At 71.5% G+C, this 23,593-nt stretch carries 21 protein-coding genes; 10 read left to right on the plus strand and 11 right to left on the minus strand.

The window, feature by feature from the left end; all coding sequences use genetic code 11:
• Nucleotides 1-46: 46 nt before the first annotated feature.
• Complete coding sequence (locus tag DEJ20_RS12195; protein WP_071406436.1) at nucleotides 47-655, minus strand: dTDP-4-dehydrorhamnose 3,5-epimerase family protein; 609 nt, start codon at nucleotides 653-655, stop codon at nucleotides 47-49.
• A gap of 85 nt (nucleotides 656-740) precedes the next feature.
• Between DEJ20_RS12195 and DEJ20_RS12200 the strand changes: the two genes are divergently transcribed.
• The 6 genes from DEJ20_RS12200 to DEJ20_RS12225 all read left to right on the plus strand — a co-directional run bounded on the left by DEJ20_RS12200 (nucleotide 741) and on the right by DEJ20_RS12225 (nucleotide 8,000).
• Nucleotides 741-1,682: a glycosyltransferase family 2 protein gene (locus DEJ20_RS12200; RefSeq protein ID WP_071406435.1), complete on the plus strand. Its 942-nt coding sequence runs from the start codon at nucleotides 741-743 to the stop codon at nucleotides 1,680-1,682.
• Complete coding sequence (locus DEJ20_RS12205; RefSeq protein WP_111235517.1) at nucleotides 1,672-3,231, plus strand: ArnT family glycosyltransferase; 1,560 nt, start codon at nucleotides 1,672-1,674, stop codon at nucleotides 3,229-3,231. Before DEJ20_RS12200 ends, DEJ20_RS12205 begins: the two co-directional genes overlap by 11 nt.
• Entirely contained in the window at nucleotides 3,228-4,820 is a 1,593-nt protein-coding gene (locus tag DEJ20_RS12210; RefSeq protein WP_111235518.1) for a glycosyltransferase family 39 protein, read from the plus strand. Before DEJ20_RS12205 ends, DEJ20_RS12210 begins: the two co-directional genes overlap by 4 nt.
• Nucleotides 4,817-5,803, plus strand: coding sequence for a dTDP-glucose 4,6-dehydratase (gene rfbB / locus DEJ20_RS12215; protein WP_110892679.1), 987 nt, complete (start codon nucleotides 4,817-4,819; stop codon nucleotides 5,801-5,803). Before DEJ20_RS12210 ends, rfbB begins: the two co-directional genes overlap by 4 nt.
• Before the next feature lie 11 nt (nucleotides 5,804-5,814).
• Complete coding sequence (gene rfbD, locus DEJ20_RS12220) at nucleotides 5,815-6,666, plus strand: dTDP-4-dehydrorhamnose reductase (protein WP_111235519.1); 852 nt, start codon at nucleotides 5,815-5,817, stop codon at nucleotides 6,664-6,666.
• Nucleotides 6,667-6,857: 191 nt separating this feature from the next.
• Complete coding sequence (locus DEJ20_RS12225; RefSeq protein ID WP_111235520.1) at nucleotides 6,858-8,000, plus strand: glycosyltransferase family 4 protein; 1,143 nt, start codon at nucleotides 6,858-6,860, stop codon at nucleotides 7,998-8,000.
• Between the two features lie 13 nt (nucleotides 8,001-8,013).
• On the opposite strand, the gene DEJ20_RS12230 is transcribed toward DEJ20_RS12225, so the two are convergent.
• The 6 genes from DEJ20_RS12230 to DEJ20_RS12255 form a co-directional block, all read right to left on the minus strand.
• On the minus strand, nucleotides 8,014-8,769 hold the full coding sequence (locus DEJ20_RS12230) for a family 16 glycosylhydrolase (RefSeq protein WP_284183328.1): 756 nt from the start codon (nucleotides 8,767-8,769) through the stop codon (nucleotides 8,014-8,016).
• 249 nt (nucleotides 8,770-9,018) lie between these two features.
• A complete protein-coding gene (locus DEJ20_RS12235; RefSeq protein WP_111235522.1) occupies nucleotides 9,019-9,291 on the minus strand; it encodes a hypothetical protein in 273 nt (90 codons plus the stop codon).
• Nucleotides 9,292-9,331: 40 nt separating this feature from the next.
• Nucleotides 9,332-9,844, minus strand: coding sequence for a 5-(carboxyamino)imidazole ribonucleotide mutase (gene purE / locus DEJ20_RS12240; protein WP_220034996.1), 513 nt, complete (start codon nucleotides 9,842-9,844; stop codon nucleotides 9,332-9,334).
• Between the two features lie 9 nt (nucleotides 9,845-9,853).
• The gene (locus DEJ20_RS12245; RefSeq protein WP_111235523.1) at nucleotides 9,854-10,951 is read right to left on the minus strand and encodes a glycosyltransferase family protein; all 1,098 of its coding nucleotides are present in this window, start codon (nucleotides 10,949-10,951) and stop codon (nucleotides 9,854-9,856) included.
• Between the two features lie 64 nt (nucleotides 10,952-11,015).
• A complete protein-coding gene (locus DEJ20_RS12250; protein ID WP_111235524.1) occupies nucleotides 11,016-12,671 on the minus strand; it encodes a glycoside hydrolase family 6 protein in 1,656 nt (551 codons plus the stop codon).
• Nucleotides 12,672-12,893: 222 nt separating this feature from the next.
• Nucleotides 12,894-14,030, minus strand: a complete 1,137-nt coding sequence (locus DEJ20_RS12255) for a 5-(carboxyamino)imidazole ribonucleotide synthase (RefSeq protein WP_111235525.1) — start codon at nucleotides 14,028-14,030, stop codon at nucleotides 12,894-12,896.
• A gap of 113 nt (nucleotides 14,031-14,143) precedes the next feature.
• Between DEJ20_RS12255 and DEJ20_RS12260 the strand changes: the two genes are divergently transcribed.
• Together DEJ20_RS12260 and DEJ20_RS12265 are read left to right on the plus strand one after the other, a co-directional pair.
• Entirely contained in the window at nucleotides 14,144-14,632 is a 489-nt protein-coding gene (locus tag DEJ20_RS12260) for a GtrA family protein (RefSeq protein ID WP_111225090.1), read from the plus strand.
• A gap of 15 nt (nucleotides 14,633-14,647) precedes the next feature.
• Nucleotides 14,648-16,204 (plus strand): DUF2142 domain-containing protein, encoded by a 1,557-nt coding sequence (locus DEJ20_RS12265; protein ID WP_111235526.1) that lies wholly within the window; start codon nucleotides 14,648-14,650, stop codon nucleotides 16,202-16,204.
• Between the two features lie 279 nt (nucleotides 16,205-16,483).
• On the opposite strand, the gene DEJ20_RS12270 is transcribed toward DEJ20_RS12265, so the two are convergent.
• Both DEJ20_RS12270 and DEJ20_RS12275 read right to left on the minus strand, forming a co-directional pair.
• Complete coding sequence (locus DEJ20_RS12270; RefSeq protein ID WP_111235527.1) at nucleotides 16,484-17,515, minus strand: lysylphosphatidylglycerol synthase domain-containing protein; 1,032 nt, start codon at nucleotides 17,513-17,515, stop codon at nucleotides 16,484-16,486.
• Nucleotides 17,516-17,626: 111 nt separating this feature from the next.
• Nucleotides 17,627-19,498, minus strand: coding sequence for an ArnT family glycosyltransferase (locus tag DEJ20_RS12275; RefSeq protein ID WP_111235528.1), 1,872 nt, complete (start codon nucleotides 19,496-19,498; stop codon nucleotides 17,627-17,629).
• A gap of 106 nt (nucleotides 19,499-19,604) precedes the next feature.
• Between DEJ20_RS12275 and DEJ20_RS12280 the strand changes: the two genes are divergently transcribed.
• Nucleotides 19,605-20,882: an acyltransferase family protein gene (locus DEJ20_RS12280; protein WP_181431562.1), complete on the plus strand. Its 1,278-nt coding sequence runs from the start codon at nucleotides 19,605-19,607 to the stop codon at nucleotides 20,880-20,882.
• A gap of 135 nt (nucleotides 20,883-21,017) precedes the next feature.
• On the plus strand, nucleotides 21,018-21,962 hold the full coding sequence (locus DEJ20_RS12285) for a GH25 family lysozyme (RefSeq protein WP_111235530.1): 945 nt from the start codon (nucleotides 21,018-21,020) through the stop codon (nucleotides 21,960-21,962).
• A 6-nt stretch (nucleotides 21,963-21,968) separates the two neighbouring features.
• Here the strand turns inward: DEJ20_RS12285 and DEJ20_RS12290 are convergent, their stop codons facing one another.
• Both DEJ20_RS12290 and DEJ20_RS12295 read right to left on the minus strand, forming a co-directional pair.
• Entirely contained in the window at nucleotides 21,969-22,196 is a 228-nt protein-coding gene (locus DEJ20_RS12290) for a hypothetical protein (protein ID WP_111235531.1), read from the minus strand.
• A 131-nt stretch (nucleotides 22,197-22,327) separates the two neighbouring features.
• Nucleotides 22,328-23,551, minus strand: a complete 1,224-nt coding sequence (locus tag DEJ20_RS12295; RefSeq protein ID WP_111235532.1) for a polysaccharide pyruvyl transferase family protein — start codon at nucleotides 23,549-23,551, stop codon at nucleotides 22,328-22,330.
• Nucleotides 23,552-23,593: the final 42 nt, after the last annotated feature.

Here is a 23,593-nt window from a genome sequence, read left to right on the forward strand (position 1 = left end):
TCGGCTACTTCGGCGAGGATGATGCCCTTCATCGGTGTCCCGTCCCTTACTTCTTCGTCCGGAGCGACTCGGTGTACGCGACGCACTCCTCGTACGTCGGCAGCAGGCCCTGTGCCGCGGCTTCCTCGAGGGTGGGGGCGCTGGTGTCCTTCTCGGACAGCACCAGCTCGCCGAGGCCCTCGGGCAGGTCGAGCCCGACCGTCGGGTCGAGGATCGTGATCCCCTTCTCGCGCTCGGGGTTGTAGTGCGCGCTGACCAGGTAGTTCACGGTCGACTGGTCCTCGAGCGCGACGATCGCGTGACCGAGCCCTTCGGACAGGTAGACGGCCTTGCGGTCGACGTCGTCGATCCGGACGGAGTCCCACTGGCCGAACGTCGGGGACCCGACGCGGATGTCCACGATGTAGTCGATGAACGCCCCGCGCACGGCGGTGACGTACTTCGCCTGGCTCGGCGCGACGAGGGCGTAGTGGATGCCGCGGGCGACACCGGCCGCGGAGATCGACATGTTCACCTGGCGGAGGTCGAGCGGGTGACCGACGGTCTCCTCGAGCACGTCGGCACGGTACGCCTCGAGGAATGCTCCTCGTGCGTCGCCGTGCTGGACGGGCGTGAACTCCCACGCGCCAGGGATCTTCAGTTCGCGGATCTGCACCGGGGAAGCCTAGCAAGCCGTGAGTTCGCATAGGCTGTCATGGTTCTGCGCATTGCCGACTCCCGAAACGAGACCCAGCGAGCCCGTGAAGCTATTCGTCCAGATCCCCTGCCTCAACGAGGAGAACACCCTCGCCAGCGTCATCGACTCCATCCCGCGGGAGATCGACGGCATCGACGAGATCGAGATCCTGGTGATCAACGACGGCAGCACCGACCGCACCGTCGAGGTCGCCAAGGAGCACGGCGTCAAGCACTTCGTGCACCACACCACGAACATGGGCCTCGCCCGCTCGTTCCGTGACGGCGTCGACTACGCGCTGCTGCACGGTGCGGACATCGTCGTGAACACCGACGGGGACAACCAGTACCCGCAGGCGCAGATCGCCGAGCTCGTGCAGCCGATCCTCCGGAAGGAAGCCGAGATCGTCATCGGCGACCGGCAGACGCGCACCATCGAGCACTTCTCCGGCTTCAAGAAGGTCATGCAGCGCTTCGGCTCGTGGGTCGCGAGCCGTGCGGCCGGGCTCGACCTGCCCGACGCGGCGAGCGGGTTCCGCGCGTACTCGAAGTACTCGCTCATCCGCCTGAACATCGTGACGCGCTTCAGCTACTGCATGGAGACCATCGTGCAGGCCGGCTACAAGCGCCTGGCGATCGCGTCGGTCCCGATCACGACGAACCCGAAGACCCGCGAGTCGCGGCTCTTCAACAACATCTTCCAGCACATGTTCGAGTCCGGCTCGGCGATCGCCCGTGTCTACCTGATGTACCGGCCGATGGCCCTGTTCCTCTGGGTCGCGGCGGTGCTCGGTGCCCTCGGGCTCTGGCCGCTCATCCGGTACCTGGTGCTCCTGGCGATGCAGACCGGCGGCAACCACCTGCAGTCGATCATCCTCGGCGTCGTCCTGCTCATCACGGCGCTCCTCTCCATAGTCATCGGCGTCGTGGCCGACCTCACCCGCCTCAACCGCACGCTGGCCGAGGAGCAGCTCGACCTGCAGAAACTGCAGCGGTATGGCGACTGACACGGCCCCGGCCGTGTCGCGCTCCGACACCCGACCCGCGGTCGGGCGGCGCGAGCGCATCCTCGTGATCGCGTTGACGGTGGCGTTCGCCGCCGTCCTCGCGGTCTGGGCCGTCGTCACCACGACGTACAAGGCCCCGGACGAGCCGACCCACGTCGACGCCGTGCTGCACCTGGCGATCGGTGACGGCTGGCCGGCACCCGGTGCTATGCATTACCTCAACGCGGTGCACGACACCCAGATCAGCAACATGCGGCAGTCGACCGACGTGAACCAGACGTGGGGCGAGCTGCTCCGCGAGTTCCCGGGCGTGCACCCGACGAGCATCGACCAGATGTCGCAGCACCCCGCCACGTACTACGCCCTGGCCGCCGGGGTCCTGCAGCTGGTGCACTTCGAGGACCTCCGCTGGGACCTCGCCGTCATGGTGCTGCGACTGTTCGACGCCTTGCTCGTCCTGCCGCTGCCGTTCCTGGCGTGGGCCACCGTTCGTCGGCTGACCCGCTCACCACGGGCCGCCCTGGTCGGCGGTGCCGCGGTGTTCGCCCTGCCCGAGGTCGCCTCGATCGGCACGTCGGTCACGAACGACGCGCTCATGCTGCCGTTGGCCGGGGCGCTCGTGTACTTCGTGGTGCGACTGCTCACGGGCGACCTGCGGGTGCGCACGACCATTTGGATCGGGCTGCTGCTCGGCGCGATGCTGCTCGTCAAGGGCACCGCGCTGCCCGCGATCCCGTTCGTGGGCATCGCCGTGATGGCCGCTGGCTGCACCCGGGCGACCGTCTGGCGGAACGCGCTCCGGACGCTGTGGACCCTGGGGCTCGCCGCCGTCGTCGGTGGCTGGTGGTGGCTGCGCAACATCCTCGTGTACCGCGACATCCAGCCGGACGGCATGGCCGGCGCACGTCCGCCGATGCCGTTCCCGGCCGGCACCGCCGCCAGCCCCGAGGTGTTCCTCCGCGACTACTGGAACGGCGTCACCCGGACCTTCTGGGGCAGCGTCGGCGGTCTCACCCAGTTCCAGCTCGCCCAGGTCCTGATCGACGGGCTGACCATCGCGTCGCTCGTCGGCATCGTCGTCTGGGGCTTCCGCCGCGGCCCGTCGCTCCGCCCGGCGATCGTGCTGGCGTCGTTCCCCGTCATCCTCATCGCCCTGCACCTGCAGAGCGGGTGGGGCGGGTACGTCCGGAGCACCATCGTCGCCGGCACCCAGGGGCGCTACTACTACCCCACGCTCATCGCCCTCATCGCCCTGAGCGCCCTCGCCTGGCGCCGGGTCACCGTGACGGCAGCCGGCACCACGCGGCTCGCCGTCGGGATGTCGATCGCGTCGATGGCCATCGCACTGTACGGCGTCGCCTACGCGCTGCGGGCCTTCGGGCGGGACGCCGCCTTCTGGGTCGACGAGTTCGCGATCGGCCGGTTCGACCGCTACGGCATGGTCCCCGCCGGCACGAACTTCACCCTCGTCGCCGTCGCCGCGGTCGCGCTGACCGTCACCGCCGTGCTGCTCGTCCGGTTCATGCGCCGTCCGGAGGTGCCCGCGTGAGCGCCCCACGACCGCTCGTCGGCCGGCACGAGTGGGTCCTGCTCGGCACCGTGACGCTGGCCTGGCTCGCCTTCCTGCTGACCTTCGCCCTCGTCACCCCGGCCTTCGGGGCACCCGACGAGCCCGCACACGTCGACGCCGCGTTCCGCCTCGCGCTCGGACTCGGCTGGCCGCACGGCGGCGAGATGCACTACCTCGCCGCCGTGCGGCAGATCGTCGAGCACCCGGCACCGGCCGTCGACCGCCCCACGGTCGACGCGCTGCTGGCGGCGGTGCCCGGGGACTCCCCGGCGATCGACCCGATGTCCCAGAACCCGCCGACGTACTGGTTGGTGGCCGCCGGGATCCTGCGCGTCATCCGGTTCGGCTCGCACGACTGGGCGACCTCGGTGCTCGTGCTCCGCGTGTTTGACGTGCTGCTCGTCACCGCGCTGCCGGTCCTGGTCTGGGCGACGGTCCGTCGGGTGACCCGCTCGCCCCGCACCGCACTCGTCGCCCCGGTCCTGCTCTTCGCCGTCCCGCAGCTGGCGCAGGTCACCTCCGGCGTCACGGTGTGGGCACCGGTCGTCCTGCTCGGCGCCGTGCTCGTCTGGTTGAGCGCACGCGTGCTGACCGGCGACCGTTCGTGGTGGACCACCGCCGGGCTCGCCGTCGCCGTCACCGGACTGGCCGCCCTGAACGCGCTGGGGCTCCTGGCGATCCCGTTCGTCGTCCTCGTGTTCGCCCTGGCACCGGGCCGGACGTGGGGCCGCCGGGGCCTGCACGCCGGCGTGGTCGTCCTCGCTGCCGTCGCCGTGTCCGGCTGGTGGTGGGTGCGGACGCTGCTCGTCAGCGGGACGCTCCTGCCCGACGCCCTGCGTGCCGTGACGACCGTGCAGCCGTACCCGGCGGGCGGCGCGAACCCCGGGGCATTCGCCGGGCGCCAGTGGGACGGCCTGACCGCCTCGTTCTTCGGTGCACTCGGTGCGAACCAGTGGCCGTTGCCGCCGATGGTCGTCGACACGCTCGCGGTGGTGGGGCTGGCCGTCATCGGGTGGTCGTACGCCCGCCGGACTCCGGGTCGCCGGGTGACCACGATCCTGCTCGTCTGGCCGACGGTGGTCCTCGTCGCCACCCTCGCCTACAACTGGCGGAACTACCTCGGCACGCACCAGGGCAACGGGCTGCAGGGCCGGTTCCTGTTCGTCGCGGTCGTGGCGCTCGTGCTCGCCCAGGCGGTCGCATGGCACGCCCTCGTCGTCCGTCCGGAGCTGCGTCGGCGCCTGGCCCGGTCGGCGGTCGTCGGCTCCCTCGCGATCGGCACGTACGGCATCGGCCTGACCTACCGCGGCGGGTGGGAGAACACGCAGTTCCGCGTCACGCCCGGCGGGATCTCCGCGATGGCCGGCGGCGCACTCACCGGCCCGGCCGTGATCGCGCTGGTCGCCGTCCTGTTCGCGGCCGCCGCCGCCGCGACCGTCGTCCTGGTGTGGCGGACCGTCGCCGAGACGGGAGCACCCGCCACGGCCGCCGAGCCCGCCGACCCCACCAGCGGCCCGCTAGAATCGCCGCCGACCCACGAACCGACCGTCAGGAAAGAGAACTCGTGAAGATCCTCGTCACCGGAGGAGCCGGTTTCATCGGCTCGAACTTCGTCCGCCGCACGCTGGAGGACGCGTACCCCGGCCTCGAGGGCGCCGAGGTCGTCGTCTACGACGCACTGACCTACTCCGGCAACGAAGCGAACCTCGCCCCGGTCGCCGACTCCCCCCGCTACACCTTCGTGCACGGCGACATCCGCGACGCCGCGAAGCTCGACGAGGTCGTGCCGACCGTCGACGCCATCGTGCACTTCGCCGCCGAGTCCCACGTCGACCGCTCGGTCCGCGACTCCGGCATCTTCGTCGAGACCAACGTCGTGGGCACGCAGCGCCTGCTCGACGCCGCGCTCCGCCACGGCACCGAGCGCTTCGTGCACGTCTCCACCGACGAGGTCTACGGCTCCATCAGCGAGGGCTCGTGGGACGAGGAGCGCCCGCTCGAACCGAACTCGCCGTACTCGGCGTCGAAAGCCGGCAGCGACCTGCTCGCCCGCAGCTACCACCGCACGCACGGGCTGAACCTGTCGATCACGCGCTGCTCGAACAACTACGGGCCGTACCACTTCCCCGAGAAGGTCATCCCGCTGTTCGTCACCAACCTCATCGACGACCAGCACGTGCCGCTGTACGGCGAGGGCAACAACATCCGCGACTGGCTGCACGTCGACGACCACACCCGTGGCATCGCGATGGTCCTGACCCGTGGCCGCGCCGGCGAGATCTACAACATCGGCGGCGGCACCGAGCTGACCAACAAGGAGCTCACGCAGCTGCTGCTCGACGCGACCGGCAAGGACTGGTCGTACGTCGACCGCGTCGCCGACCGCCTCGGCCACGACCTGCGCTACTCGGTCGACATCTCGAAGATCCAGGCCGAGCTCGGCTACGAGCCGCTCGTGCCGTTCGAGCAGGGCCTGGCCGACGTCGTGCAGTGGTACCGCGACAACCGCGCCTGGTGGGAGCCGCTCAAGCAGCGTGCGGCCCTGAGCTGAACCGGCACACCGTGACCAGGTACCTCATCACCGGCGCCGCCGGCATGCTCGGCAAGGACCTCCAGGCCGCACTCGCCGGCCGCGACGTCACCGCGCTGTCGCGGGCGGACCTCGACATCACCGACCCGGCCGCGGTGGACGCCGCCGTCGCCGGGCACGACGTCGTGATCAACTCGGCCGCCTACACGAAGGTCGACGACGCGGAAGACCACGAGGACGACGCCCACGCGGTCAACGCGACGGGGCCGAAGCTCCTGGCCGAGGCCGCGGTCCGCCACGGCGCGAAGCTCGTCACCGTGTCGACCGACTACGTCTTCGACGGCAACGGGACCGCGCCCTACGCCGAGGACGCCCCGACCGACCCGATCAACGCCTACGGCCGCACCAAGGCCGCCGGCGAGGCGTTCGTGCGCGCGATCGCCCCGGACACCTCGTACGTCGTCCGCACCGCGTGGATCTACGGCGCGCACGGGCCGAACTTCGCCGCGACGATGCTCCGGCTCGCGGGGACGCACGACACCGTCAGCGTCGTCACCGACCAGGTCGGCCAGCCGACGTGGACGGGCGACCTCGCCGCGCGGATCGTCGAGCTCGTCGACGGGGACGCCCCAGCGGGCATCTACCACGGCACGAACGCCGGCCAGGGTTCCTGGTTCGACTTCACGCAGGCCATCTACCGCGAACTCGGGCTCGACCCGGAGCGCGTGCTGCCCACCGACAGCGCCGCCTTCGTCCGGCCGGCGCCGCGCCCGGCGTACAGCGTGCTCGGCCACGACGGCTGGTCGCGCGCCGGACTCGCGCCGATGCGCGACTGGCGCGACGCGTTGCACGCTGCGGTCGCGGCGGGTGCGCTGACCGCGTAGGCACGGCTCTCGCCCCGGAGGCGCGGGTCGGGTTCCGCACACCGCGGACCCGCCCCGCGCCTCCTGTCCGACCACCGACCGCGCCCAGGGGGCGCCGGGATCACCCTGGTAGTGTCGGGCAGCCGAGCGCGGGGCCGGCCATCGGCCCCCCTGACCACGGGTCCACGAACCACGACGAGGAGCACAGCACCATGACCACCCTCCACGTCATCGTCGACCAGATCGTCGCGCCCGTGCCGGGCGGCATCGGGCGCTACGCCGAGGAGCTCGCGCGCCACCTCGTCGAGCACGCGCCGAGCGGCTGCGAGGTCGCGGGTGTGGTCTCCGCCGTCGGGTCCGACGAGATGGCGCACCTGCGGAGGCTCCTGCCCGGGCTGTCCGACCTGCAGCGACTGCCGCTGCCGCGTCGTGAGCTGTCGCTCGCCTGGCAGGGCGGGTTCGTGGGCGGCGTCGCGAAGGGCATGGTGCACGCGCCGAGCGTGCTCGCGCCGCTGGTCAAGCACGACCGTTTCCAGGACCCGGGCCGGCAGACCGTGGTGACCGTGCACGACGTGGTTCCGTGGACCAACCCCGAGACGCTGACGCCGCGCGGCGTCCACTTCCACAAGGCGATGGTGAAGCGGGCGTGGAAGCACGCCGACGCCGTCGTGGTGCCGACCCACGCCGTGGCGGGGGCGCTGAACGAGATCCACCGGTTCGACGACCGGCTCCGCGTGATCGGCGGCGCGCCGAGCGGACGTCTCCGCCTGCCCGTCGACGCCGACCTGCGCGCCGAGCGCCTCGGCCTGCCCGACCGCTACGTGCTCGCGGTCGGCACGCTCGAGCCGCGCAAGGCCCTGGCGTCCCTGATCGAAGCGATGGCCCACCCGGACGCCCCCGGCGACGTGCCCCTGGTCATCTCCGGTCCGGACGGCTGGGGCGACGTCGACGTGTACGGCACCGCGGAACGCGCAGGCCTGTCACGTGACCGGGTGAAGGTCCTCGGCCGCATCGACGACGCAGACCTCGCGGTGGTCTACGACCGTGCGACGGTGTTCGTGTTCCCCAGCCTCGCCGAGGGCTTCGGCCTGCCCGTGGTCGAGGCCATGAGCTTCGGTACCCCGGTGATCCACTCCGACGACCCCGCCGTGGCGGAGGTCGCGTCGGACGCCGGCGTCACCGTCGCCCGGTCGCCCCGGGAGTCCTACCCCGCGCGGCTGGCACAGGCGGTCTACCAGGTCGTGAACGATCCACACCTGGCCAGCCAGCTCGCCGTGGCGGGGCCGGACCGCGCACGCATGTACGACTGGTCCGACTCCGCCGCGGAGACCTGGCAGCTGCACGCCGACCTCTGACGGTCGGAGCGCGTCAGCCCTTGTACGTGTAGGTACTGACCCAGTCGATGTACAGGTGCCCCGCATCGCCCCAGTCGCCCACCTGGAACATGTAGCGGTGTGCGGTCTTCGGCACGTGGGTGGTGATCGTCTTGATCACCTTGCCGTCGAGGCGGTACCGCACGGACTTCCCGGGCACCCACTCGATCGAGTAGGTGTGCCACGAACGCCACGAGACGCCGGTGCTCATGCTCGTCGCGTTGGCCTCCTGGCCCGCGATCATCGAGTGGTGGTGCAGCATCGGCTGCTGGTCGAAGTTGGCCTCGGGGTAGTCGATCTCCCCGTCGGCCCAGCGGTCGGACGACGGCCAAAGCATGAAGGCCGCACCGTTGCCGGCACCGCCCGTCGCCTTGGCGCGGACGATGAACTTGCCGCCCTTGTGGCCCCAGGCTCCGGTCGGCGTGCCGAACGTGCCGGCGGCGCCGTGCTTGCCGTCGAGCTTGACGTCCATGTACCCGTTGTGCGAGCTGATCTGCGAGCCCGAGTAGTACATGCCGCCGGTCCCGTCCGGGTACGGCTGCCACGAGTTCGCGTACTTCTTGGCGAAGGCGCCCTTGGCGCTCGCCGCGGTGCTGAACTGCTCGCGGAAGGTTTGCTTGAAGTTCCCGACGTCGCCGAGCGGTGCCGAGCTGGCGGTCGCTGCGGTCCCCTGACCGAGCGGTCCGGCGACGAGTGCTGCTCCGAGGAGCACGACGGCGAGTGCTGCCCTCCTGGTGGTGCGCTTCTGCATGAGGTCTGTCACTCCCTGACGTGACTGTTCGCACCCGTTCCCGTGGGTGCTGGGCGACCGGCTCTCGGCTGCCCGGCGTTCACGGTAGTTGCTATCCACAATCTGCGCCCGGGGGTTGACACTCCAGCGCACCCCCAGTACACGGGTCTTGCGCGAGGATCAGCCATCGGGCAAGAAGTCCTGGTCAGTGCGCGTGGCGTGGGTTCGGCGCCGTCCCGATCGGATGCGCGCGGACGTCTCGTCGCCGGGTCAGAGCCGTGCGCGCCGGCGCCGAACCACCACCGCGACCACGACGGCAGCCACCGCGGCGACGACGGCGACCAGGGCCGCGGCCTCGGCGACGTGCACCGACGTGAGCATCGACTCGTACTGCGACTTCGTCGAGACGAAGCCCCGCTCAGCGGGGCCGAACCAGCCGGACACCGGGTTCAGGGGACCGGCGGCGACCAGGCAGGATCCGCACACCACCGCGGCGACCACGGCGACCGCCGAGAGGACGAGGACAGGGACGGCGCGGCGCATCCCGCTACCGTAGCGCGGCTCGGAACCCGCAGCGGCAGACTCAGAGCGAGTCGCGGAGGCGCGCCGCCTTCTCCTCGACCAGGCGCTCGAGCCCGTCGGCGTACTCGGTCAGGCGAGCGGCGACGGCCGGCTCCGAGGAACCGATGATGCGCGCGGCCAGCAGACCGGCGTTGGCGGCACCGTTGATCGCCATCGTCGCGACCGGGATCCCCGCCGGCATCTGCACGATCGAGAGCAGCGAGTCGAGGCCGTCGAGGCGCGCGAGCTGCACCGGGACACCGATCACCGGCAGCGTCGTCATCGAGGCCACCATGCCCGGCAGGTGCGCCGCCCCGCCGGCCCCGGCGATGACGACCCGGATGCCACGGACAGCGGCGCCGCGGGCGAAGCGGGTCATCTTGTCCGGCGTGCGGTGCGCCGACACGACGTCCGCCTCGAACGGAATGCCGAGTTCGGTCAGGATGTCCGCCGCGGCCCGCATGGTCGGCCAGTCGGAGTCCGACCCCATGATGATCGAGACGAGCGGCTGTGCGGGTGCGGCGGTGTCGGTCACGCGACGAGCCTAGCCGAGCAGCACCCGTCGCCAGGTGTCGCCGTCACGGCCGATCGTCCGGTCCTCGGCGACCCAGCGGGCCGCCCCCTCGTCCGCCCGGCCACGTTCGACGGCGGTCCGGACGGCGTCCCGCCACGCCTGCACGTCGTCCGGCACGGCCACGGCCCCGTGGGCCCGTGCGACGGCGTAGGACGGACGGTCGGACACCACGCCCGGCAGTCCGAGCGCGGTGTACTCGAGGAACTTCAGGTCGCTCTTCGCGCGGTTGAACTCCTCGTCGCGGAGCGGTGCGACGCCCGCCCGCCAGCGCTCCCGGTGCGCCACGAGCCATCGGGAGAACGCCGGGTAGTGCCCGTCGGGGACCTCGACCCGGCGGAACCAGTCGGCGCCGCCCTCCTCGGTCACCCCGATGACCTCGAGCCGGATCGGGGTGCCGTCGGCGGCGGCGAGGTCGGCGAAGACGCCACGCAGGAGCTCGAGGTCGGCGGCGTGGGTGAGCGTGCCCATGTACAGCACCCGGTGCTCCCCCGCGGGCCGCTCGTCGTCGTCCGCCGTTGCGCCGGCAGTCCAGATCGCCGGGTCGAGGGCGTTCGGCACGACGACGACGTCCCGCGCGACAGGACGGACCACGTCGGCGAGTTCGGGCGTGCTCACGACGACGGTGTCGGCACCGCGCACCAGGGCGTCGATCGAGGCGAGCCGGTCGGGGTCGTACTCGGCGCGGGCCAGACGTGCGCGTCCGGACTCGGTGAAGAAGTCGTCGTCGACCTCGGCCACGACGCGGATGCCCCTGGAGGCGGCCGCTGCCAGGAAGGGCTGCACACCGTCCCGGGGAAGGATGTCCCGCTGCACCAGGAGCGCGGCGTAGGGCGTCTGGTCGGAGCCGTCGACGAACGCTGCGGGGTCGACCTGACGCACCTCGGCGGTGCCGCTCGCGGCCAGGTGCTCGGTGCGGCGGACGACACGGACGTGCGCCGAGGCCGGGTGCGCGCCCCCACCACCGGCGACGACGTACCCGAGGACGGGCAGGGGCACCGGCTGCGGCGGGGCCCCGGCGACGGCACGGCGCAGGCGTCGGGCGGCCCGGCGGACGAGATCACGCGGCATGTGCCCATCCTCTCGCACCTCGTGCCTCGCACCGTGCGAGGTCACTCGCGGACGGTGCCGCCGCTCAGCGCACCGTCACCGTCCGGCACGGCGACGCCCTGCGGTCCGCTCCGCTCCCGGTGTTGTGGACGATCGCGCAGACGGTGTGCTTGCCGGCCGCCGCCCGGACGGTGCCCGCGAAGCCGTGCGACGCGCCGGAGCCCCAGGTCGCGTCCACGTCGGCGCGCTTGCGGCCGGCGTCCAGCGACGTCACCCGCTTGCCGTCGACGGTGATCGCCACCCGGCTCGCCGAGGCCACCGCGTCGCCGTCGAACGCCCAGCCGCGCACGGCGATGCCCCGGGTCGCGGCCTTGGCGGACTCCAGTTCGGCGTACGGGTCGTGCCGGTACGCGCGGACGGTCGAGCACCCGAGCGGGGTGTCCGACCCCGCGCCGATGTTCACCGCGGTGACGCAGACGCGGCGAGCGCCGGCCGCTGCGGGCACCACGACGTCGAAGCCGTGGGTCGCACCGACCCCGGAGCGTGCGTCGACGTCGGGCCGGTCGAGCCCGGCGGTGGTGACGCCGGCCGAGACACCGTCGACGGTGGCACGGACCCGCACGGGCTGCGTGGGGTCGTCCTCGTCGTAGGCCCACCCGGACACGCGGACGCCGCCGCCGGTCCCGGCGACGGCCTCGAGCGTGCCACGGGGCGTCAGGTCGGCGGCGGGCGCTCCCGGACGTGCGTTCGCGACGAGTGCCTGCGCGTAGGCCGAGAACCACTTGCCGGCGGCCGGGGCCCCGTTGCAGGTGCCGTCGCTCGCGCCGGGGGTCTTCACCCACAGCAGGGCGTCGAGCGCCGTGCCGTCGGACACCACCCGGGGCGAGGTGCCGAGCCCGGCGCCCGGCCCGTTGCACCAGGTGCCGCGCCAGCCCTGCCCGTTGCGTGAGGTGTCGATCACGTAGTGCGAGCCCCCGGTGGCGGCGGACACCTTCTGCGCGTACGCCTGCTCCTGCGCGGTCGGGTAGTAGTTCGCGACGTTCGTGAAGAACCCGCGGGCCTGCTGCACGCCCGCGCTGTTCAGCCGCGACGCCATCAGCGCGGGCTGCACCCAGTTCGAGTTGCCGGCGTCCAGGTAGGCGGGGACCCCGGCGGCGGTCAGCCCGGCGACGGTGCGGGACAGGATCCGGTAGCGCTGCTCGTCGAGCGCGGTGCTGCACTTGGCGTTGCTGAGCATCGCGAGGGAGTCCGGTTCGACGATGACCGCTGCGCGGTGCCCGGCGAGCGCCGCGGTGACCTGGTCGACCCAGGCGTCGTAGGACCCCTCGTCGAAGCCGCCGGCGGAGTACCCGCCGCAGTCGCGGTCGGGGATCGCGTAGAGCACGAACACGGGCGTGGTGCCGGATTGTTCCGCCCCGGTGAGGGCGGTGCTGATGGTCTTGGTCAGCTGCGTCCCCTGGCTCCAGTCGCCGAGCCACGTGGCGACGGGGTAGCCGGCGATCTTCGCCGCCGCAGCAGCCCCGGCCGGGTCGGTGGCGGCGAGGGCGGCCTGCGCCTTCGCGGCCTCGCTCGTGGGCGACCGGTACGGCCCGGCGCCGTAGAGCGACGCGGACGTGGCCGAGCGGATGGTCGAGGCCGGGGTCGCGGCGGACGCGGTCGCGGTGGGCAGCAGGCCGGCGACGGCTGCGACGAGGGCGACGGCTGCGCCGCAGACGGCGGCACGACGCGGACGGCGGCGCATGGAGACTCCCTGGACGGCGGGCACGGACCGTTCCAGGGGAACACGCGCTCCCGGCCCCCGCCAGCCTCCCGAGCGGGTGCCACCCGAGGGGGTGTCCGCAGAGCGACCGACAAGTGTGTCCCGCACCCATGACGGACGGGAGGCCCGTGGCGGCGTCGCCACGGGCCTCCCGTCCGTCAGCCGGTCACGTCGAGGACGCGACCCGGTGTCGCGGACACCGGCTCAGTCGTCGAAGTGGGCCGCGGCCGCGCGGGCGCGGTAGACGACGTCGTCGACGTCGTCGCCGAGCACCGTGACGTGCCCGATCTTCCGGCCGGGCCGGGGCGCCTTGCCGTAGAAGTGGTACTTCGCCTCGGGGAAGGCCTCGAGTGCGGCGGGGTACCGGGCGGCGAGGTCGCCGTCGGCGGGTCCGCCGAGCACGTTCACCATGACGGACGCGGGGGCGAACGAGCCGGTTGCTCCGAGCGGCAGGTCGAGGACGGCGCGCAGGTGCTGTTCGAACTGGCTCGTGGTGGCGCCGTCGATGGTCCAGTGCCCGGTGTTGTGCGGACGCATCGCGAGTTCGTTGATGAGGATGCGCTCGTCGTCGGTCTGGAACAACTCGACCGCCAGCACACCGGTCACACCGAGTTCCTCCGCGATGCGGACGGCGATCGACTCGGTCAGGTCGGCGATCCGGCCGGCGCTGTCCGGGGCCGGTGCGATGACCTCGGCGCAGACCCCGTCGCGCTGCACGGTCTCGACGAGCGGCCAGGCGACGACCTGCCCGGAGGGACGGCGTGCCACGGACTGCGCGAGCTCGCGGGTGAAGGGGACGAGCTCCTCGACCAGGAGGGCCTGGTCGCCGCCGGCCTCGGCCACGGCGATGAACCAGTCGTCGACGTCGGACGCGTCGGAGACGACCCGGACGCCCTTGCCGTCGTACCCGCCCCGCGGCGTCTTGACGACGGCACGGCCACCGTGGTCCGCCAGGAATGCTCGGAGGTCGTCAGGTCCCTGCACGGCGGCCCATTCGGGCACCGGCAGCCCGAGTTCGCTCAGCCGGCGACGCATGGTGATCTTGTCCTGGGCGACGGCCAGCGCGTCCGGTCCGGGGTGGACCGACACGCCCGCGTCGACCAGGCTGCGCAGGACGTCCTGCGGCACGTGCTCGTGGTCGAAGGTCACGACGTCGACCTGTCGGGCGAACTCGAGCACCGTGGCGGCGTCGTGGTAGTCGCCCACGGCGGTGGCGGCGATCGCGGCGGACATGCCCGGCCCCTCGGCGAGCACCCGGATGTCGATCCCCAGTTCGACCGCGGCCGGCACCATCATCCGTGCCAGCTGTCCCCCACCGATGACCCCGACGCGCAACGCCATGCTGTGTGATCCTTCCGGCGCTCCCACCGTGCGGTGGGAACGCGTTGTCTACAATCGCTGTTCGGGTCGCGCTCTGCACGACCGGTCACAACTCTACGGATCCTGGAGGGCTCGTGCGGCGCCTCATCGCCCAGCTGGCACGCTTCGGCGTCGTCGGTGCCGTCGGCTTCGTCGTGGACACCACGGTGTTCAACGTGCTGCGCATCACCGTCCTGAACCCCGAGGACGTCCACTCGGGGCCGTTCTGGGCGAAGGTCATCTCCACCGTCGTGGCGATCTTCGTGAACTGGATGGGCAACCGGTACTGGACGTTCCGCGAGCAGCGTCGCGCCGTGGCCACCCGCGAGGGCATCGAGTTCGTCGTCGTGTCGCTCGGCGGCATGGTCATCGCGCTCGCCTGCCTCGGGGTGTCGCACTACGCGATGGGGCTCACCTCGGTGCTGGCCGACAACGTCGCGAACATCATCGGGCTCGTGCTCGGCACGGTCTTCCGGTTCTGGCTCTACAAGGTCTGGGTCTACCACCCCGAGCGCACGGCCACGCAGCCGGCCGCCGCCGACGAGTCGGTGTCCGACGGGCCGCGGGTCCCCCACGACGCCTGACCTAGGATCGGTGGGGTGACGGCCGAGACGACCACCACCCCCACCCCACCCCGCACCGCGCGCTGGGAACGTGTCGCGATCGCGGTGATCACGGCGACCTTCGGGCTCTGGCTGGTGGCGTGGGCGTTGCTCGTCCCGGTGTTCGAGGCCCCGGACGAGACCGCGCACATCGACGCCGCCGTGCACGTCGCCCTCGGTGACGCGTGGGCGGCCCCCGGCGAGCTGCACGTCACCAACGCCGTGCAGGCCGCGAAGGTCGAACAGGCGACGAAGCCGTCCGACGAGTGGTCGACGGTGAGCGAGCTGCTGCAGAACGCGCCGGGACCCTCGGCGACGGTCAACCAGATGACCCAGCACCCGCCGACCGCCTACCTGGCCGGAGCCGCCGTGCTCCGGGCCGTCGACTTCGGCGAGCTCCGCTGGGACCACGCGTTCATCGCCCTCCGCCTGGCCGACGTGCTGGCCGTCACCGCGCTCCCCCTGCTCGCGTGGGCGTCGGTGCGCCGGGTGACCCGCAGCCCCCGCGCCGCGCTGATCGGGGCCCTCGCCGTGTTCGCGACGCCGGAGCTCGCGTCCATCGGCTCGTCGTTCTCGAACGACGCCCCGGTGCTGCTGGTCGCCGGGATCGTCGTCTGGCTGGCCACCCGTCTGCTCACCGGCGACATACGCTGGCGCACCACGATCGCACTGGCGGTGGTCCTCGGCGCCCTGGTCTGGATCAAGGGCACCGGGTTGCCGGCGGTGCCGTTCGTCGCGGTGGTGGTGCTGTTCGCTGGTGCGGGGGTCCTCTCCCTGCGGCAACGGATCGTCCGCACGGTCGTCACGATGGCGGTCTCCGGCGGCATCGGTGCCTGGTGGTGGCTGCACAACGTCGTGTCGTACGGCCGGATCCAGCCGAACGGCTACACGGCGATGCGGCCCCCGAAGGACTTCCCGCCCGGCGAGAGCCCCACGCTCGGACACTTCCTCGACGTCAGCTGGGGCACCCTGTCGCGCACGTTCTGGGGCAGCTTCGGCGGTCGGGCCCAGGTGACCATCGGCGACCTGCTCACCGCCGTCCTGACCCTGGTCGCCCTCGTGGTGCTCGTCGGCTGGGCGTTCCGCCGGGGTCCGGACCTGCGGGTGGCACTGTGCCTCGCGGTGTTCCCGGCGCTGCTGATCGGCATCCAGAACCGCACGAGCGCGCACTCGTACCTCACCACCACCGAGGTCGCCGCCACCCAGGGCCGGTACTACTTCCCCGCGATCATCTGCCTGATCGTGCTGAGCGCGCTCGCGTGGCGACGACTGGTGCCGGCCGGCCGGGCACGCACCTGGGCCGCGGTGGCGCTGGCCGTCGTGCTGCCCGCGGTGGGCGTGTACGGCTTCGCGGTGGCGTCGGCCTGGTTCTGGAACGCGGCGCTGTTCCCGGTGACGGGCCGCGGGCTGCTGCGGTACTCCGAGATCGGGCCGGTGCCACCCGCGGTGCTCGTGGTCGTCGTGGCCCTGGTCGCGGTGGGGCTCGTCGCGTCGGTCGTGCAGGTCGCGCGCGCCGACCGTCGCGCCCTGTCGACGACAGTTCCCGTCCGCTGACACGCGCGGCCGCGGAGCGCCGCGGTGGCACGACGTGCCGCAGGCGGCGCCGAGGGGTCGCGAACTGTCGGCAGGCGAGGCCGCAGACGACACTTCGTGACCCCTCTGCGGACGGCGCGCGGCGTGCGGTGAGCGCACCCACGGGACGGACGGGAGGTCCGGTGCCAGCTGGCACGGGCCTCCCGTCCGTCGTCACGCGCGACCGGTGCCCCACTCCGTGAGCAGCAATGGTCGGGTCCGTCATCCGGACCCGACCATTGCTGCTCACGAAGCGACGCGTCAGGCGGCGGGGACGCCGCCCTCGACCGCGGAGGGGTCGTCGGTGGGGCGGTTGCGCCGGAACCACGTCGGGGCCGCAGCGCAGAGCAGGAAGAGTCCGTCGACCGCCAGGCTCCAGATACGGGTGACCACGACCACCACGAGGGCGACCGGCACCGGCATCACGAGCGCCAGCAGGAGGGCCTGCACGCCCTCGCGGACGCCGAGCCCGCCGGGGGCGAAGACGGCCAGCATGCTGATCGCCGAGGCCATGCTCGCGGCACCGATCACGAACGCCGCGTCGGAGAGCTTCAGCGACGGGTACACCGCCAGCGTGATGAAGTAGTAGGCCGTTCCGGAGAGCACCGCGCCGGCGACGTACAGCCCGGCGCCGCCGAGCACCGTGCCGAGGTTCGGACTGACGTCGGCCTCGAGCGGCTTGCGACGCAGGACCTTCAGCGCGATGCCGATCAGGAACACGAACACGCGCGGGATCAGGCAGACGACGCAGCCGACGAAGGCCGCGATCATCAGGACGATCAGCCACGGGTCGAGGTCGTGCGTGCGCGGGTCGATGAGCAGCAGCACGAGCGCCAGGGCCAGGGTGGCGGCGATCTGCAGGGCACCCTCGAGCAGGCCGCTCACACCGAGCCGCGCCTTCGAGACGCCGTGCTTCGAGGCGAAGTAGACCTTGCCGATGATCCAGGTCGCGGCACCGGGGATGTAGCGGCCCATCCACGACTTCGCGTACACGTACGTCAGGGTGACGCCGCTGCCCTTGAGCCCGGTCGCACCGAGCCGTCGCAGCAGGTAGAACCAGATGCCGACGCCCCAGTAGCGGAACCCGAGGCTGATCACCGTCGCGACGACCACCCAGGACCACTGCCAGTCGAGCCCGGCGAGCTGTCCCCAGTCGACGCCGCGCAGGTACAGCACGAGGAACACCGCGAGCAGGACGTAGAAGACGATGGGGATCGCCTTGCCGAGGAATCGTCGTCGCTTCGACGGACGCTTCCCCTCGGGCGCGGGGGTGTCGCTGGTGCTTGCGGACAAACGGGTCTCCTGCTCAGGTCACGGGCTCAGGTCATGGTAGACGGTGGGGCGGGCCACTCCCTGCGGTGCTGCTGCAGGGTGCGGGTCACGGGCACGGTCACCGGTCGAGCGTCACCGGGCGAGCTTGACGATCTGCACGCGGCAGGGGATCTCCGGGTCGGTGGAGCGGTCCGCGCTGCACGAGATCGTCGCGTTGTACGTGCCGACCAGCTTGCCGGCCACCGAGTAGTCGCGCGCCGGGGCGGTCGCCGGGTCGAACTGCACGAAGTACTGCACGCCCTCGTCGATGAACAGGTTGCGCATCGCGTCCGAGTGGTACGTGTAGCCCTGACCTGAGCGACCGTACACACGCGTGTCGGTCAGGAACGCGAGCGAGGAGAGCGAGCGGTAGTTCGAGCCGATGACGGTGGCGTCCTCGGGCAGCGCGCCGCTCGCCCGGATCTGGTCGGCGAGCCGGACGATCTCCGGCACGTCGGTCGGTCCGAAGACGCGCAGCGCCTCGGTGCGGTTGACCGACGGGTAGAACGGCGCCGGGGACCCGAACCAGTTCTGCGTGTACGAGGCGATCGGCACGACGGCGATCGCGACGCACGCCACGATCGTGCGGACCACGCCTCGACGGCGCACCAGCCGCCAGACGGCCGGCAGCATGAGCGCCCCGATCATCGCCGTCAGGTAGAACAGCGGCCAGTAGTAGCGGGCGTTGCCACCGCCGCTCGACGACGAGGTGATCATGCCGTAGCCGACGAAGTACACCAGGGTCGTCGCCGCGACGATGCAGGTGAACGCGTAGCGGCGGAACCGCACGACACCGATGACGAGTGCTGCCGCGAAGAGCAGGGCGATCGGCGCCGCGAACGGGGCGAAGGTGCTGATCTTCTGCAGGTAGTACGGCAGGGCGAGCATGCGCTCGTGCAGGTAGTACCCGGCGCGGGCCGCGATGCCGGACTCCTTCGTGACCTTCGGCGCGGTGTCCTCGGTGGTCGACTGCGTGGGCGGCGGCACCACGGCGGGGTCCGGGTTGTCCATCGGGCCCTGCTTGTAGACCGACGGGGTGAAGTCCTCGTTGGGCGAGAAGGCGTGGTCGTTGGGCGGGACCGGCAGGAACGGCCAGTCCGTGGCACGGCCGCCGTCGTCGAACTTCGAACCGATGTTGACCGACAGCGACGACCCGAGCGTCACCGTGCCGTACTTGAGGGTCAGCGCGCCGACCCAGGGGGCGATGACGACGGCGAACACGACGATCGTGGCGACCGGGGCCGTCCACCAGTGCCGGACGGGCTCGCGGCGGCGGCGGGCGGACCAGACGCGCAGCAGCAACCAGAGGATCACGGCGCCGACGGCCACGGGCAGCAGGAAGAGCTTGGTGAAGTAGCCGAGCGCGGCCACGACGCCGAGCACCGCGCCGGAGGCGACCCGCGCACGCGTCGAGCCGTGCAGCGCCTGGTCGGCCCACCGGAGCGCCCAGAGGAACCCGACGACCCACGCGACGACGAGCAGGTCCGGGGTCTGCACCGACACGGCGCTCATCAGGGCGGGGATCGCGGTGACCATGAAGAGCACGGCGGGGACGATGCGGTGGTTCTGCGACCAGACCAGCCACCCGCCGATGCCGAGCACGACGGCCACGGCGAAGCAGTTCACGATCGCGAAGGCGGTCTGCATACCGAGGCCGAGCGCGATGAACGGCGCCATCATCCACGAGACCAGCGGCGACCAGTACGCGTTGATCGCGTCGGGCAGCCAGCCGTTCGCGTACTCGCGCGCGATGCCCATGTAGGAGATCCCGTCGACGTTCGTCACGCCGAGGCGGTTGTGGTAGGCCACGGCGGCGCTCAGGGCGACCCCGATCACCACGAGGACGCCCAGGATCAGGGGCGCGACGACGTGCCGGTACCGTCGCGCACCCGCCCCCGAACGCCGTCGTGCGGGCTCGTGGGTGATCTGCGGTGGTGCGGTCGTCGTCACGGTCACGTGCTTCATCATGACATCCGTTCGCTTGTCGGACCGCACCGAGGCGGATCGCGAGCCCCGCTCGGCGTGTGGGAGACTGCCGGGGACCCCGCTCCGACCACCTCGAGGACGTTCGTTGGCCACCGAAACCCGCGCAGCCGAATCCGCAGCCGAACCGACGGCCGCCGCTCCCCGCGCCGGGGGTCGGCTCGAGTTCCCGTACCTGGACGGGCTCCGCGGTCTCGCCGCCCTGGCCGTGGTGTTCTACCACGCGTACCTCTTCACCGGGACGACCGGCACCGGGCCCACCGAACTGCCGTGGCTCCGACCGTTCATCGGGTGGGGCTACCTCGGCGTCCCGCTGTTCATCGTCCTGTCCGGCTACGTCCTGATGCTGCCCGTCGTGACCCGGTTCGACCGCTACCGGTTGCCCGGCGGCTTCTGGAAGTTCATCTGGCGCCGCGCCCGACGGATCATCCCGCCGTACTGGGCGTCGCTCGTCGTCTTCGCGCTCATCATCCTGTTCGTCCCGGTGATGGGGCAGCCCGGCGGCACCCAGTGGGACACGAAGCTGCCGATGGGCTGGGGCACGTTCCTCACGCACTTCTTCCTGGTGCACGACTTCTTCCCGCAGTACATCGGCAAGATCAACGGCCCGATGTGGACGGTCGCCGTCGAGTGGCAGATCTACTTCCTCATGCCGCTGCTGATCCTGCCGCTCTGGAAGGTCTTCGGCGGGTGGGCGACCGCGTCCTCGCTGGTCCTCATCGGCATGTGGATGGGCGCCGAGAGCCGCTACTCGTGGATGCACCCGTGGTTCGTCGGCCTCTTCGCGGTCGGCATGCTCGCGGCCGAGCTCACGGTGAAGGCCCGTGACGAGCACCTGACCGGCAAGTTGAACACCTCGAAGCTCGGCGGGCCGCGGTGGCAGAGCGGCGTGTTCGTGGCCGCGATGTTCGTGGGCATGCTCCTCGTCTTCTTCCGCAACCGCGACTACTGGCAGCACCAGACCTGGCCGTCCGAGGTCGTCCTCGGCATCTTCGCCGGCATCCTGCTGACCTGGATGGGGCGCAAGGCGGTCACCGGGCAGCACACCTGGCTCGCACGGTTCTTCGCCTGGAAGCCCTTCGTGCTCGCCGGCCTCGTGTCGTACACGATCTACCTCTTCCACAGCCCGTTGCTCGGACTCGGCAACCTGCTGCTCCTGCCGATGGGCCTGTACCCGAAGTGGCAGTTCCTGATGATGGTCTTCGTGGTGATCCCGATCACCCTGGCGATCTGCGTCGGGATGTGGTGGCTCGTGGAGCGCAACTTCCTGAACCGCCGGCAGAAGCACGCTACCCGCGAGGTCTCCTCGCGCGGGCGCCTGCCCGAGGTCGAGACGGCCGACGAGGGCACCCGCACCGCCCGCTAGCCCCGACACGGGCGCTGCAGTCGACGCCGTCCGGCTGCGTCTCACGGACAGGTGTCGCCGAGGCCGGGTAGCATCGCTCGGACCGCGGCGTGGGAGATCAGGCCCACGGCATCTCGACAGGGAAGACGAGACCACATGCGCGCACCCATCAGCAGGATCCTCGGACTCGGCACCGCTGCCGCCGTCGCCGGGGCCATCACCTTCGGCAGCGGCCCGGCGGTCGGCGCGACCGCAACGGAACCCGCCGACACCGGTCAGCAGCTCTCCATCGCCGAGATGGACCGCACCGGTAACCACACCATGGGTGCCGGCATCGCCGCCCACGCCGGTGAGACCCACGTGACGACCTCCCCCGACGCGACCTCGGGCGGCGGGGTGAGCGCACAGTCCCTCAGCTCGTCGGCCGCTGCCGCCACCGCAGGCGGGCCACCTCCCGGCCGGGTGCAGGGCTTCGACATCAGCGCGTGGCAGCCGAGCGTCAACTTCCTGCAGGCGTACCGCAACGGCGCCCGGTTCGTGTACGTGAAGGCGACCGAGGGCACCTCGTACGTCAGCTCCACCTACAAGCAGCAGTACGCCACCGCCAAGCAGCGCAACCTGTACCGCGGCGGCTACGTCTACGCACAGCCGAGCCAGGCGAGCGGCGCCGCGACCGCGAACTACTTCTTCGCCCACGGCGGCCAGTGGAGCAAGGACGGCAAGACCCTGCCGCCGCTGCTCGACATCGAGTACGGCAGCGCTGCCCAGGGCACCTGCTACGGCAAGTCGTGGTCGTCGATGCGCAGCTGGATCAAGGACTTCAACCGGACCGTCGTCGCCAAGACGGGTCGGTACCCCGCGATCTACACCACGACCGACTGGTGGAAGCGCTGCACGAACAACAGCAACCAGTTCTCGAAGAACCCGCTGTTCGTCGCGATCTACCCGGTGAAGAACTTCACCACCCCCGGCACCCTCGGACGCAGCTGGTCGAAGTGGACCTTCTGGCAGTGGGCGGCCAGCGGCACGCTCCCCGGCGACCAGGACGTCTACCGCAACGACATCACATACCTGAAGCGCTTCGCGTCCCGGACGAGCTGACGCCCGTCAGAGACGGCGCTGCGACCGACGGCCCTGCCACCAGCCGACGGCGACCAGCACCGCGCCGACGAGCAGGAACGGCCCACCCGCGAAGACGAGGAACGCCGCACCGAACGGGAAGCTCCCGCCGGTCGCGGCGTAAACGGTGAGGATCAGCGCCCCGGTTCCGGAGATGGCTCCGCCGATGGCGGCGGTGACGCCGCCGGCGACGGTGAGGGATCGACGCTCGGTCATGTCGTCAGCCTAGGGGCGCGCGCCCCCGGCGCTCCGCCACCACGAACGGACAGGAGGCCCGTGGCGGTGTCGCCACGGGCCTCCTGTCCGTCACGGGCGCGGGTTCGCACCCGCCGTGTCAGCGCACAGTGTCAGCGGACGTCGCGCGTCGCCTCGGCGAAGTCGGCGTCGAGGGCGGTCGCCATGCGGGCAACGCCCTGCGCGAGCTGCGCGCGGACCGCGTCGCGGTCTGCGTCGAGCGCCTCGAGCTGCGCCGTGACGTCGTCGACGAACGTGGGCTCGAGTGCGGCCTCGATCGGCTTCGAGTAGGCCTGCTGGCCCATCTGCTCGAAGAACAGCCGGCCCTTGTCGACGTAGTAGAGCACCGCGGCGGGGACCCCGGCGATGGTCGCGACGATCGCCGAGTGCAGGCGGCTCGCCAGGAACAGGCGGCTGCGCGACATCAGCCCGGCGTACTCGGACGGCGAGAACTCGTCGGCCTCGACCACGTGGGTGCGGTCGGCGTGCCGCATCAGCGCGATGACCTCGCGGGCGAAGGCGGCGTCGCCCTCGGACGCCTCCATGTGCATCGGGTAGAACACCACGTCGGCGTCCCAGCGGTCGATGACCCGGTCGGCCAGGTCGGCGACGGCCTGCCGGTACGTCACGAGCTTGTCGCTGTCGACACCGGTCTGGCGGAAGCGCTTCGGCAGGAACCGGAACGGGATCCAGCCACTGCGCTTGTAGTGGAACCAGCGACGGACGCCGAAGCCGATCGAGCCCTCGAGCTGCTCGGCCGTCAGGCCCGTGGTGCGCTCGAGCCGCTCGAGCACGTCCGCGTCGGGCGGAGTGACCGTCCCGACGACCGCGGGGTCGAAGGACGACACGATCGGCGTCGTCACACCCCAGGACAGGAGCTTCTCGCGGGACTCGTCGTCACGGACGGCGAACGCGCTGCAGAGGTCGACGGTGGCGCGGATCAGGCGCTTGCTGACCCCGGCGGTGGTCGGGCCGATGCCCTGGAACGCCCCGACGAGGTTCTTGTTGACCGAACGGACGAGCAGCATCTTGCCGAACCAGTACACGAGGCCGAGCTTGTTCGTGTAGTCCTTCAGGATCTCGCCGCCGCCCCAGAGCACCACGTCGGCGCCGCGAGCGGCACGGAGCAGCGCGAACAGGTCGCCGATGCCGGTGCTGTACGGGGAGACCGGCAGGAACCGGATCCCGAACCAGGCAGCGTCCCGCTCGGGGTACTGGGACAGGGACACGATCTCGGCGTCCGGCCACCGGCGGCGGACGAGTTCGACGTTGCCGGCGAGGATCGCCCGGTCCCCGCGGTTGTGGGGCGAATCGCTATTGTGGATCAGTACGCGCACGGGGTGAGAGCCTACCGGACCGTCCCCGCCAGCCCCGGAAAG

This window comes from Curtobacterium sp. MCSS17_005, from assembly GCF_003234225.2.
Lineage (GTDB): Bacteria > Actinomycetota > Actinomycetes > Actinomycetales > Microbacteriaceae > Curtobacterium > Curtobacterium flaccumfaciens.

Bases quoted from the DNA above. Each gene is read 5' to 3' on its own strand.
- DEJ20_RS12205 (WP_111235517.1), top strand. From the start codon at position 1,672: ATGGCGACTGACACGGCCCCGGCCGTGTCGCGCTCCGACACCCGACCC.
- DEJ20_RS12225 (WP_111235520.1), top strand. From the start codon at position 6,858: ATGACCACCCTCCACGTCATCGTCGACCAGATCGTCGCGCCCGTGCCG.
- DEJ20_RS12230 (WP_284183328.1), bottom strand. From the start codon at position 8,769: ATGCAGAAGCGCACCACCAGGAGGGCAGCACTCGCCGTCGTGCTCCTC.
- DEJ20_RS12235 (WP_111235522.1), bottom strand. From the start codon at position 9,291: ATGCGCCGCGCCGTCCCTGTCCTCGTCCTCTCGGCGGTCGCCGTGGTC.
- DEJ20_RS12245 (WP_111235523.1), bottom strand. From the start codon at position 10,951: ATGCCGCGTGATCTCGTCCGCCGGGCCGCCCGACGCCTGCGCCGTGCC.
- DEJ20_RS12250 (WP_111235524.1), bottom strand. From the start codon at position 12,671: ATGCGCCGCCGTCCGCGTCGTGCCGCCGTCTGCGGCGCAGCCGTCGCC.
- DEJ20_RS12255 (WP_111235525.1), bottom strand. From the start codon at position 14,030: ATGGCGTTGCGCGTCGGGGTCATCGGTGGGGGACAGCTGGCACGGATG.
- DEJ20_RS12275 (WP_111235528.1), bottom strand. From the start codon at position 19,498: ATGAAGCACGTGACCGTGACGACGACCGCACCACCGCAGATCACCCAC.
- DEJ20_RS12285 (WP_111235530.1), top strand. From the start codon at position 21,018: ATGCGCGCACCCATCAGCAGGATCCTCGGACTCGGCACCGCTGCCGCC.
- DEJ20_RS12290 (WP_111235531.1), bottom strand. From the start codon at position 22,196: ATGACCGAGCGTCGATCCCTCACCGTCGCCGGCGGCGTCACCGCCGCC.